Origin of the sequence: Fischerella sp. JS2, assembly GCF_032393985.1 — a bacterium.
GTDB lineage: Bacteria > Cyanobacteriota > Cyanobacteriia > Cyanobacteriales > Nostocaceae > Fischerella.
Map to the genome: position 1 here is coordinate 2,833,165 of NZ_CP135918.1, position 12,184 is coordinate 2,845,348.

The window sequence follows — 12,184 nt, forward strand, 5'->3', positions numbered from 1 at the left end:
CAATGACCATTGACCAAGGACGAATCATCAACTTTTTACCCTGATTGAACTGAAAAACTATAAGCACAATGATTCAAGTTCAAAAATTCAAAAGATTAACTATTTGGGCCTTAGTTGGCTTACTGACAAGTTGGATTGTCAGTTGCAGTACAGGTAACGTTAACCCAAGCACAAAACAGGCATCGTCAGGAGCGGCAAAAATTGAGTTTTGGACTATGCAACTCAAACCTCAATTTACCGACTACTTCCAAAGCCTGATTGCGACTTTTGAGTCACAAAATCCAGGTGTAAAAGTTAACTGGGTGGATATACCTTGGGCAGAAATGGAAAACAAAATTTTAACAGCTGTCTCCGCAAAAACGCCACCTGATGTTGTGAACCTAAATCCGGATTTTGCATCTCAGTTAGCAAGTAGAAATGCTTGGTTAGATTTGGATACAAAAGTCCCAAATAATGTACGCTCTTCATATTTACCGAATATATGGAAAGCTAGCACGCTGAATGGTAAGAGTTTTGGAATACCCTGGTATCTCACCACACGGCTAACTATTTATAACACTGATTTATTAAAACAGGCAGGTATCAATAAGCCACCTGCTACTTATACTGAATTGGCACAGGTAGCTCAACAAATTAAAGATAAAACTGGTAAGTATGCCTTTTTTGTCACTTTTGTTCCGCAAGATTCTGGTGAAGTTTTAGAATCTTTTGTACAAATGGGAGTTACCCTGGTAGATTCCGAAGGAAAAGCTGCTTTTAACTCTACGCAGGGTAAAGCAGCATTTCAGTATTGGATAGATCTTTACAAAAAAGGTCTCCTGCCAAAAGAAGTATTGACACAAGGGCATCGTCATGCTATAGAGTTATATCAATCTGGAGAAACGGCTTTACTAGCTTCAGGCCCGGAATTTCTCAAACAGATAGCTAATAATGCACCTGCGATCGCTAAAGCTTCTGCCATAGCACCCCAAATTACTGGTGACACGGGTAAGAAAAATGTCGCTGTGATGAACGTAGTTATCCCTCGTGACACCAAACAACCAGACGCTGCTGTCAAATTTGCGCTGTTTGTGACCAATGATGAAAATCAGCTAGCCTTTGCTAAACAAGCAAATGTTTTACCATCCACAGTCAAGGCTTTATCTGATAGCTATTTCAAGAATGTATCAGCGAACGCCTCGACTATAGATAAAGCTAGGGCAATTAGTGCTAGTCAAATGCAACAAGCAGAAGTTCTAACCCCTACTTTGAAAAATTTCAATATCCTGCAAAAGGCAATTTATGAGAACCTGCAAGCAGCAATGTTAGATGAAAAGACTGTGGATAAAGCTGTAGAAGATGCAGCACAGGAGTGGAATAGCCGTAGTCAATAGTCAATGGTCAATGGTCAATAGTCAATGGTCTATTTGAAATTCTCTGCACTCTTAACAATGGACTGTTGACTTTTGACTATGGACTCTTGATGCTTAATTCTTTTAAAAAATGCCCTATTAAATACAATGAACCACATAAAACGACCAAATTATCCGTCGAAGAAAAAGCTACTTCTAGCGCAGATACTACATCTGGAAAAGTAGTACAAATACTCAATTCTGGACAAATCTCATTAGCTAGCTTTGCTAATTCGTCAGGATTAGCTGAACTATGATCAGGTACTGGTACTAAATACAATTGGTCATTTGGTCGGAGTAAGGCTTGAAAAATTTCTTGATGGTCTTTAGTTGAAAGCATTCCCATCACCCAAGTCACGCCAATTTTGGAGCCACTGCGTTGCGGAGGTTCCCTCCGTTGTAGCACGTGGCGTGATTTTGGATTTTGGATTTTGGATTGGGTATTAGACAATGGGACAGTATCGGTTTCTCCAGGCTTTAATAAAAAATCTACATAATTTCGCAAAACTTGAGCTGCTGCCGGGTTATGAGCGCCATCAAGCAATAGTTTATAATTTTTCCAAGTAATCCATTGCATTCGCCCCGGCCACTTGGTTTTGGCCATACCATCAATAATGGCTTGCTCAGAAATTTGCCAACCCTTTTGTTGCAAAATTTCCAAAGCACATAAAGCTATAGCTGAATTTGTCAACTGAATTTGTCCCTGTAGCGGCAAAGGGTATTTGATAGTGTAATCTCCCCCCCCCCGGTTCTCCCCACTTACCAATCTTTCATATTCTGCCCATCCCCCATCAATTTGACGGGCTGGTTGTGGTGTGTAGATGGGGCATTGTAATTCCAAAACGCGCGATCGCACAACTTGTTCTGCATCTGGTGGCAAGGGGCCAATCACAGCCGGACATCCTGGTTTGAGAATACCCGCTTTTTCTCTAGCGATATCAGCAACAGTAGGGCCAAGTCGCTGCCAATGTTCACGACTAATAGATGTAATAACGGTAATCAGAGGTTGTTCACAGACATTAGTAGCATCTAAGCGTCCTCCCAATCCAACTTCTATTACCGCTACATCCACTTTTTCTTGAGCGAAATATAACCAAGCTACTGCGGTAATCACCTCAAACTGAGTCGGTGAATCATCATTCGGGGAAATAGCAGCTTTAACTTCTTGCAATAATTTGCAAAATTCCTTAGAAGAAATTGGCTGTTGATTAATACAAATACGTTCTGTCCAATCAACCAAATGGGGGGAGATGTAGCGTCCTGTGCGATATCCTGCCTCCGTAAGAACCGAAGAAATATAGGCACAAACAGAACCTTTACCGTTAGTACCAGCAACATGAATTACCGGAACTTGATGATGGGGATTACCAAGATTTGCCAACAATTTTTGGCTGGCTTCAAGTCCCAAATGGATGCCAAACTTTTGCAAGGGTCGTAATAAGGAGTCGATATCCACAAAAGGTTAGTGGTTAGTGGGTAGAGACGCGATGTTCCTCGCGTCTGTACGTTAGTGGTTAGTAGTTAGTGGTTATGGGAAAAGGGAAAGGGAAAATATCAATGACTAATTACTTACTATCTACTATCTACTAACCACTAACAATTTAAATAATAAAACCGACTGCTCTAATGAAAAACAGTCGGTATCAGACTGATGATACTGAGTATATTTTATGCTTCTCTATTCAAAAAGCTTTGTACTTGTCTTAAAGCAGCAGCACCAATATTAAACAATGCCCAACCAGCTGCGATCGCAACTGGCGCTAATACGATAACTACACGCATATCTAAGTCCATATTTAATACTCCTCTTTTAAGTACAACTTAAAGTATTGTCAACACTTCTCATTTTTTTATTTTTAGCTGAAGTGGACAATTTTTCCCAACTAATATGTAAATATTCTTTACAAACTTAGTTAATTTCATTTGTTAGTTGTTGCTGGTTGGTAGTTAGTGGGTAGAGACGCGAGGAACATCGCGTCTCTACATTAGTGGTTGGTTGTTGATTGTTAGTAGTTATCGATTTACTACTCCTCACACTCCACCCTTACCTTAAGCCGCTACGCGTCTACACACCCCTCACACTCCCCATCACCCCTACCCTACGGGAAGCCTATGAGCGCACGGCAGATGACGCCACGTGCTTTATGCCGGGAAAGGAGTCCACCGCACTGCCTCGTCTACACCCCATCACCCTCAATGTACGCTAAAACCAATATCAGTCCCTTTCCCAGCATGGACTAAAGCTAACTTTTTGTAACGTTCAGCGTGTTCAATTAATTCTGCTGCCTGAGTGTCTGTGACTTGACGCAATACCTTTGCAGGAGTCCCAACAACTAGGGATTGAGGTGGTACATCTTTGGTGACGACTGCGCCAGCCCCTACAATGCTGCCAGCCCCGACTCTGACGCCATCTAAAATAATTGCCCCAATTCCTATTAAACTTCCACGTTCAATGTAGGCAGAATGTACCACAGCACGATGCCCTACGGTAACATGATCTTCTAAGATTGTGGGCTTACCCGGATCTCCGTGTAGAATTGCTCCATCTTGGATGTTGGTGCATTCGCCAATTTCAATCCGTTCTACATCTCCCCTAATGACTGCTCCATACCAAATGCTCACCCCTGCCGCTATATTTACTGAACCAATAACAACAGCGTTAGGTGCAACGAAAGCGGCTGGAGAAATATTAGGAGAAGACCAGTAGAAAGTGTTAGACACGATAGAATATGAATATGAATATGGTACTCAGGAACACTGGAAAATTTCCAACTTTGAAGGCTGGTTGCAAAACCAGAATATCATGGCTTCGAGCCTGTTCGCTGAGGCAGCAGTCAGTAAATACGCTTATGATGTGGCGCAGAAGTGTAACAAAAACCAACGTCACTGGTGAAGACAAAACCATTCTTCTTTTATGCACTTCATGATGAATCCAGGCTTGCAGTACCCAATATTTGGCCCTGAAATACAGTGTCCCCACTGCCGACAGACAATACCGGCACTGACACTGACAGATACCTATCTGTGTCCCCGTCATGGCGCGTTTGAAGCCAACCCCAAAACTGGAGAGTTGATTCATTTACAGTCTGGACGACATTGGCGCAGATGGAATGGAGAATGGTATCGGCAACATACCCATCCCGATGGCATTCGCTTTGAAATTCACGAAGCCCTAGACAAGTTATATACACAAGGTTATCGAGCAACACGGGTAATTATCGCTCGCCGCTATCTAGAGTTGATGAGTGGGTATTTAGAACGCAGCACTCCTTGGCGGGGAGGACAGTCGGAAGGGACTGCGGCACGATTATATGGTTTGCCAGTAGAGTTTAGCCCAGATTCCACAGAAGAACCCTGTTGGGAAGTAATTAATTTTGATTTGGAAAAAGAACCTGGCGTACCTGTGCGCTACCCTTATTTTCGATTGTTTGAATAATAGTTATTAGTTCGTTGTTGATAGTTAGTAGTTAGTAGTTAGTAGTTAGTGGTTAGTAGTTAGTGGTTAGTAGTTAGTGGTTAGTAGTTAGTGGTTAGTAGTTAGTGGTTAGTAGTTGGTTGTTGGTTATGGGGTATTCCCAATGACTAATAACCAATGCCCAATGCCCAATGCCCAATGCCCAATTACCAATTACCAATTACCAATTACCAATTACCAAATTATGCACCACGCTTCCATTCGTACCGCTAATATCCATAAAGCGATCGCCTTCTATGAACAACTAGGGTTTTCAGTTTGCGAACGCTTCACCACTGGTTATACTCTTGCTTGTTGGATGGAAGGACTAGGCGGCAGAATAGAGCTGATTCAAATACCAGAACCAAAACCAGCACCAGATGCATTTGCCGACGAACATTATGTAGGCTACTATCACTTATCTTTTGATCTGAGTGAAGTTACTCCCGATTTACCTAGCTACTTGACAAAATTAACAGAAACTTTTGCTCTTGCTGCACAAGAACAACCAGAATATCTACAACCACTCCAGGTTTTGTTAGAACCAACTCAACAGCAAATAGGCGATCGCGTTTATGAAGTCGCTTTTATTGCTGATGCTGACGGCTTACCCCTGGAATTAATTCGAGTTTTAGCAACACTTGGGGATAGGGGGTAGGTGATCGGGAATAGGGGAAAGGGGAAAGGTAAATAATTAGACTTGTCCCCCGTGTCCTCCTTGTCCTCCTTCCCCAAACAAAACTTCATCCTTCAGCTAGTTGTAAATTTATTACTTTCTCAGTAGAATATTCTTTCTCTGTAGTGTTGCTGAGGTAATAAAATCCCTAGCAGTAATACACTATAGTCATAGAAAAATTCTGTAATTTAATTTACAGATACATCAAGCAAATACATGTCTGTGTTTAACAAGTTGCATAGATATCGTCTTTCTATTTTTGTGTTGACTCTCTGGTTACTTGCGGTTTTGCTACTGAGTGATGGATCAGCTACTAGTCACACAACCGCAAATTTTGTCCGAGTAGAAACACTTAAAGAAAATGTTTTAAAAAGAACTAAAAAAAATTACGTGACAGAGAACGTTTCCCAGGCAGTACTGGAAAATGGTTTGATGGTGCTAACAAAGGAAGTCCATTCAGCACCAGTGGTATCAGTGCAGATGTGGTATAAGGTTGGCTCACGCAACGAACAACCAGGTGTAAATGGTATTGCCCATCAATTAGAACATATGATGTTCAAAGGCACAAAAAACCGTCCAATTCAATTTGGACGTTTGTTTAGTGCTTTAGGTAGCGATTCCAATGCTTTCACTAGCTATGACCAGACTGCATACTATAGCACCGCAGAACGTGATAAGCTCAACGCCCTGCTTATACTAGAAGCAGATAGAATGCAAAATGCTCTGATTGATGCACAGAAACTAGAAAGTGAAAAGCGGGTAGTGATTTCTGAGTTGCAAGGCTACGAAAATAGCCCAGAGTATCGCCTAAATCGTGCGGTGTTACAAACAGTATTTCCTGAACATCCTTATGGCTTACCTGTGGGTGGTACTAAAGTTGATGTTAAGAAATTTCAAGTTAAACAGGTACAAGAATACTATCAGAAATTCTACAGTCCCGATAATGCTGTTTTAGTAATTGTTGGTGATTTTGACACAGCCAAAACTCTCAAAGTTGTGAAAGATGTATTTGGGAAAATACAGAAAAGTCAACTGTCAGGTGTCAACAGTCAAGTTTTAAGCGTCAAGAGTCAAAAAGTTTCCCAATCTCCCATAGTATTACGCGAACCAGGGGCAAATGCACTGTTGCAAGCGATATATCCTTTACCAGATGTAAATCATCCTGATATACCAGCGTTAGATGTGATGGATTACATCTTGACAGAAGGACGGAATTCTCGACTTGATCAGGCATTGGTGGAATCTGGTATAGCAACTGATGTCACAGGTACGATTGTAAGTTTGCACGAAGCTGGTTGGTATGAATTGTCTGTGACTGCTGCACCTGGCAAAAATTTGAAAAAAATTGATACAGCGATGCAAAAGGCGATCGCATCACTTGCTGTGCAGGGAGCAAAAGGAGAAGAAGTGAATCGCGCCAAAGCACAGTTAGAAGCTGCTGTAATTTTGAATAACCGTGATATTACCAGTCAAGCGATGCAGCTAGGTAACGACCAGACAACAGCTGGTGATTACCGCTACACAGACCGCTATCTAGCAGCTATCCGTCGGGTAACAGCTACGGATGTGCAACGTGTCACAAATAAATATTTAAAGCAGAACGCACGTTTTGTTGGCAATTTTGAACCAACTCAAATCCAAGCATTAGAAAAGAGCGATACTAAATTACACTCTACACTGATCACTGAAAATTTCTCTGCTGATACATCAGAAGTAACTACCGAGGTGGCTAAATATTTGCCACCCCTAGACACAACAACAGTTCCCACCGACGTAACCCTAACTTTACCAGAGCAATTTAAATTATCTAATGGTCTAGAAGTATTGTTGTTGCAAGACAAGAGTACGCCAACAGTGACTTTGAGTGGCTATATAAAAGCTGGTAATGAATTTGACTCAGAAGCGAAAGCTGGACTAGCATCTCTTGTGGCAGAGAACTTGATGAACGGGACTAAAACCAGAGATGTGTTGGCGATCGCAAAAGCTTTGGATGAACGTGGCGCTAGTTTAGATTTTGAGTCTTATCGTGAAGGTGTAGAAATTCAAGGTAGCAGCTTGGCAGGAGACTTGCCTGTTGTTGTGCAAATCTTAGCAGATGTAGTCAAGAATCCGACTTTTCCCAGTAAAGAATTAGAACTGACTCGACAACAAGCTTTAACCAACTTGAAGGAGGAATTAGACGATCCTACAGAAGTTGCCAAAAGAACATTTGTGCAATCTGTGTATCCGAAAACTCATCCATTGCACAAATTTGCTACGCAAAAGAGTTTGCAGCGCATTCGTAGAGAAGATTTAGTTGCTTTTAAAACACAACACTACCGTCCAGATGCAATGGTACTGGCACTGGTAGGAGATTTTGACCCTCAACAAGTGCGATCGCTCATCGAAGCTGAATTTGGTAACTGGAAAGTTAGCGGTCAAGTTCCAAAATTAGCATACCCTGTAGTGTCAGTACCAGACAAAATTGTGCGTGTTAATCCGGTGTTGCCAGGTAAAGCCCAAGCTGTTACTTATATGGGTAGCACAGGGATTAATCGCCTAGATTCACGATATTATGCAGCTTTAGTATTAAATCAGATACTAGGCGGCGATACTCTATCTAGTAGGCTGGGGGTAGAAATACGCGATCGCCAAGGCTTGACCTACGGGATTTATAGCACCTTCCAAGTTGGGAAAAACGTCGGTATATTTTTGATTGAAATGCAAACAGCACCAGAAGACGCAACTCACGCCATCAACAGCACTCGCCGACTACTAGAAGAAATTCATCAGCAAGGTGTCACCCCTGAAGAATTGAAAACAGCAAAGCGCACCTTAATCAGTAACTACAATGTTTCGCTTGCTGATCCAGACGAATTGTCATACAGAATTTTGATGAATAAGGTTTACGAGTTAGATAAAGAAGAATTGCGCTCTTTTGTTAGTAAAATTGCCTCAGTTACCCTTGAGCAAGTCAATCAAGCAGGTCGTGAGTTACTTCATCCCGATAAAATTGTTGTGGTGACTGCTGGACCAAATATAGTAGCAGATGGTCATTAGTTATTGGTCAATGATTATTGGTCAATGGCCATTAGTCATTGATTAATATTTACGCCTAATGTGAATTAAACTATGGCAACAATCATGTTTTTATTATTGTTGACGCCCCCAAGGGCGGGCTTCCCGCAGGGTACACAGATGAACACAGATACACACCGATAATCTATCTGTGTTCATCTGTGTTCATCGGTGTTCGTTAATCAAATTAAATTCTGGGCAATTACCAAAAAACCTTATATTGCTTCTTCAATTCACATTAGGCGTTATTTACTACTTACAAAGGACAAATGACAAAAATATTCCTCAAGATTTTACAACCTATATGCGTTGTACTGGCGCTACTAAGTTTCACTATCCTCACAGCTACTCCAACAAAAGCAGCAAGCTTATCTGGGGATTTACTGAAGCAGTCACCTACAGAAATTACAGTTAGCCTCAGTAATTCTGCTAACGAACTGAAATATGAGCCAAATCAACTAGAATTTTTGGCAGGTAAACGTTATAAGTTGAAGCTGATCAATCCTAGTAATCAAAAGCACTACTTTACTGCCAAAGATTTTGCTGATGGAATTTGGACACAAAAAGTCGAAGCTGGCAAAGTAGAGGTAAAAGGAGCTATTCATGAAGTGGAACTGAAGCCAGGCGCTGAGGCTGAGTGGGTGTTTGTTCCGCTTAAGCCTGGTAAGTATGGCTTACGTTGTCCAATAGCAGGGCATGCTGAAGCTGGGATGACAGGAGATATTGTCATTCAGTGAACAGTTATCAGTATCAGTTATCAGTTGCTAACATGCCGATGATGTCATAGCGCGTACTGCGGAGGAACAGCACGTATGGAGAAGACAGGTTCAGACTTCTATGACGATGAGGCGGTTTTTGCAACATACATGAGCCATCGTCAACGTGTAGATACACCGAACGATACGCTGGAAAAGCCAGCGATTATGGATCTGATTGGATGCATTACTGGCAAACGTATCCTTGATCTGGGGTGTGGCGATGCGGCAATTGGACGAGAACTCCTCCATCACGGCGCTGCGAGCTACACTGGTATCGAAGGCTCGCACAGGATGGCTATCATTGCGACCAAGAAACATGATGACACAACAGGTCAGATTATTGAGCAAACGATTGAGAACTGGATCTATCCCCACGCAGCATTTGATCTGGTTATTGCACGACTTTCCCTGCATTATGTTGCTGACTTGGCAGCAATTTACACCCAGATATTCCACGCACTCACACCTGCGGGACTGTTTGTTTTTTCGGTAGAACATCCCGTGATCACTTCCTGTGACCGAGGCTGGACTTCTGGGACAGTCCGCCAAGATTGGGTTGTCGATGACTATTTTACTACCGGACTGCGAGTCACACATTGGCTTGGCGGCACGGTGCAAAAATATCACCGCACGGTCGAAGACTATTTTCATCTCCTCAAGGAAGCTGGATTTATCATTGAGGATCTGCGTGAAGCGCGTCCGCAACGCGAACACTTTCAAAACGTGCAAACCTACGAGAGACGAAAGCGTATTCCGCTGTTTTTGATTCTCGCGGCACGCAAGCCCGTCTAGCGAACCCTTGTATCTTAAATTTGTAGTGGTAGACTGTCGCACTTAAGGTGAAAAAGGCGGAAGTCAAAAGGTAAAAATACGTTAACTTAAAATATAGATACTATTTCTCAACTAACTTTAGCCTGCTCGTACAGTAGTTAATAGTTGCTTCAAACAACAAATAATGAACAACTAACAACTAAAAACGAAAAAAGAGCAAGGCGCAAATAACTACTTATTCCCCATGAACATTCTAAGTAACCTGCTTTCTCAACCAACTCAAAATAACCGTCCCAAAAGACAACGCAGAGGCATTGAAATTAAGTCGCCACGTGAAATTGAAATTATGCGGCAATCAGCCAAAATTGTGGCAACTGTGCTTAAAGAAATTTCTGAGTTGGTACAGCCAGGAATGACTACAGCTGACTTAGATGCTTATGCGGAAAAACGCATTCGAGAAATGGGTGCAACACCCAGCTTTAAAGGCTATCATGGTTTTCCTGGTTCTATTTGCTCTAGTATCAATAATGAAGTGGTGCATGGTATTCCTAGTAAAAAGAAAGTTATTCGATCTGGGGATGTTTTAAAAGTAGATACGGGAGCTTATTATGAAGGTTTTCATGGTGACTCTTGCATTACTATTGCTGTCGGTGAAGTCACTCCAGAAGCTGCGAGATTGATTCGCGTTGCCGAAGAAGCACTTTATAAAGGTATCGAACAGGTAAAAGCTGGAAATTACCTGATGGATATTGCAGGTGCAATTGAAGACCATGTGAAAGCTAACAAGTTAACCGTAGTTGAAGACTTTACGGGTCATGGTGTCGGTCGTAACCTCCACGAAGAACCTTCAGTGTTTAATTTCCGGACTCACGACATGCCAAATGTAAAGCTACGTGCGGGAATGACACTGGCAATTGAACCAATTTTAAATGCTGGCTCTAAGTATACACGGATACTAGCAGATCGTTGGACAGCTGTGACTGTAGATAATGCTTTGTCGGCTCAATTTGAGCATACTGTGTTGGTGACAGAAACTGGCTACGAAATTTTAACTGATCGCTCTTTGGTATAATTTTTATTGCGATTTTGATCATAAAATAAAGTGCGATCGCTCTCCCATCTCATTAATTAAATAAGAGCGATCGCATTTTTGCAGATTCTTAACTATCGGTAGTCCTTCACCAGAATCACCACCGACATTTTAATCTTGTTGGATGCGATCGCACAGCACTACTAATGTTGAAAGACCGTATTTGGTAGAATGTACACGCACCTCTGTTATGAATACAAACAAAGTTGTTTGCTGATGTCAGCTAGAGATATATTCCATAAAGCGGTCAAAAATGCACTCCAAAAAGAAGACTGGATAGTTACTGATGACCCACTGGAAATAGAATTTGAGGAAGTGACACTTAAAATAGATTTGGGCGCAGAAAGGCTGATAGCAGCAGAAAGAGAAGGGGAAAAAATAGCTGTTGAAATCAAAAGTTTTGCGAGTAACTCTGCTCTGCTGTCAGCGACTTCCATACCGCTTTGGGACAATTCCTAAATTATCAAATCGCACTCGAAGAGAATGAACCCGAACGTGAATTATATTTAGCAGTTCCAGTTGATGCTTATGAAACATTTTTTCAGACTCGACTAGCTCAAATCGCAGTACGACGACATAAATTAAAACTAATAATATATGGCCCAATTATGGAGGTGATTGTGCGATGGACAAATTAGAGCAATATCGCCAATGTATCCAAGCTATTTTAACGAAACACGGTAAGCATAAACCTAACCGTGAAGAAATTGAAAATGAATTAATATTTGATACAATACACGACCATTATCAATTAATGCGTGTAGGTTGGAATGGTTTAAATCGCGTGTATCATAGCGTGATGCATTTTGATATTAAAAATGACAAAATCTGGATTCAGCAGAATATGACAGATGTAGATTTAGCACAGGAACTTTTAGAAATGGGAATACCTAAAGAAGATATTGTCTTGGGTTTACAGCCACCTTATAAACGTCCGTACACCGGATATGGAGTGGCATAACTGGTGGAGATTGATACAGTAGCTCA

General features: G+C 41.6%; 12 protein-coding genes and 1 pseudogene. 10 read left to right on the forward strand and 3 right to left on the reverse strand.

Annotated features, from left to right (window positions below; translation table 11 throughout):
* The first annotated feature begins 68 nt into the window (after positions 1-68).
* Positions 69-1,373 carry a sugar ABC transporter substrate-binding protein gene (locus RS893_RS11830; RefSeq protein ID WP_315791333.1) on the forward strand — a complete coding sequence of 435 codons (1,305 nt, stop codon included), beginning with the start codon at positions 69-71 and terminating at the stop codon, positions 1,371-1,373.
* A 76-nt stretch (positions 1,374-1,449) separates the two neighbouring features.
* Here the strand turns inward: RS893_RS11830 and RS893_RS11835 are convergent, their stop codons facing one another.
* The 3 genes from RS893_RS11835 to RS893_RS11845 form a co-directional block, all read right to left on the reverse strand.
* Complete coding sequence (locus tag RS893_RS11835) at positions 1,450-2,847, reverse strand: folylpolyglutamate synthase/dihydrofolate synthase family protein (RefSeq protein ID WP_315791334.1); 1,398 nt, start codon at positions 2,845-2,847, stop codon at positions 1,450-1,452.
* A 212-nt stretch (positions 2,848-3,059) separates the two neighbouring features.
* Positions 3,060-3,185, reverse strand: a complete 126-nt coding sequence (locus RS893_RS11840; RefSeq protein ID WP_102152929.1) for a photosystem II protein Y — start codon at positions 3,183-3,185, stop codon at positions 3,060-3,062.
* A gap of 399 nt (positions 3,186-3,584) precedes the next feature.
* The gene (locus RS893_RS11845; protein ID WP_315791335.1) at positions 3,585-4,112 is read right to left on the reverse strand and encodes a gamma carbonic anhydrase family protein; all 528 of its coding nucleotides are present in this window, start codon (positions 4,110-4,112) and stop codon (positions 3,585-3,587) included.
* Between RS893_RS11845 and RS893_RS11850 the strand changes: the two genes are divergently transcribed.
* The 9 genes and pseudogenes from RS893_RS11850 to RS893_RS11890 all read left to right on the forward strand — a co-directional run bounded on the left by RS893_RS11850 (position 4,102) and on the right by RS893_RS11890 (position 12,158).
* Complete coding sequence (locus RS893_RS11850; protein ID WP_146007658.1) at positions 4,102-4,284, forward strand: hypothetical protein; 183 nt, start codon at positions 4,102-4,104, stop codon at positions 4,282-4,284. The genes RS893_RS11845 and RS893_RS11850 overlap by 11 nt on opposite strands.
* A 33-nt stretch (positions 4,285-4,317) precedes the next feature.
* Positions 4,318-4,827, forward strand: a complete 510-nt coding sequence (locus tag RS893_RS11855) for a TIGR02652 family protein (RefSeq protein ID WP_016865016.1) — start codon at positions 4,318-4,320, stop codon at positions 4,825-4,827.
* Between the two features lie 223 nt (positions 4,828-5,050).
* Positions 5,051-5,503 carry a VOC family protein gene (locus RS893_RS11860; RefSeq protein WP_315791948.1) on the forward strand — a complete coding sequence of 151 codons (453 nt, stop codon included), beginning with the start codon at positions 5,051-5,053 and terminating at the stop codon, positions 5,501-5,503.
* 234 nt (positions 5,504-5,737) lie between these two features.
* Positions 5,738-8,560: a pitrilysin family protein gene (locus tag RS893_RS11865; protein ID WP_315791336.1), complete on the forward strand. Its 2,823-nt coding sequence runs from the start codon at positions 5,738-5,740 to the stop codon at positions 8,558-8,560.
* Between the two features lie 287 nt (positions 8,561-8,847).
* On the forward strand, positions 8,848-9,315 hold the full coding sequence (locus RS893_RS11870; protein WP_315791337.1) for a cupredoxin domain-containing protein: 468 nt from the start codon (positions 8,848-8,850) through the stop codon (positions 9,313-9,315).
* A 75-nt stretch (positions 9,316-9,390) separates the two neighbouring features.
* Positions 9,391-10,128 (forward strand): class I SAM-dependent methyltransferase, encoded by a 738-nt coding sequence (locus RS893_RS11875; RefSeq protein WP_315791338.1) that lies wholly within the window; start codon positions 9,391-9,393, stop codon positions 10,126-10,128.
* Between the two features lie 223 nt (positions 10,129-10,351).
* Positions 10,352-11,179 carry a type I methionyl aminopeptidase gene (gene map, locus RS893_RS11880; protein WP_009457337.1) on the forward strand — a complete coding sequence of 276 codons (828 nt, stop codon included), beginning with the start codon at positions 10,352-10,354 and terminating at the stop codon, positions 11,177-11,179.
* A gap of 234 nt (positions 11,180-11,413) precedes the next feature.
* Positions 11,414-11,835, forward strand: a pseudogene (locus RS893_RS11885) (XisH family protein).
* Positions 11,823-12,158: a XisI protein gene (locus RS893_RS11890; protein WP_315791339.1), complete on the forward strand. Its 336-nt coding sequence runs from the start codon at positions 11,823-11,825 to the stop codon at positions 12,156-12,158. The pseudogene RS893_RS11885 and the gene RS893_RS11890 overlap by 13 nt, the downstream one beginning before the upstream one ends.
* Positions 12,159-12,184 lie beyond the last annotated feature (26 nt).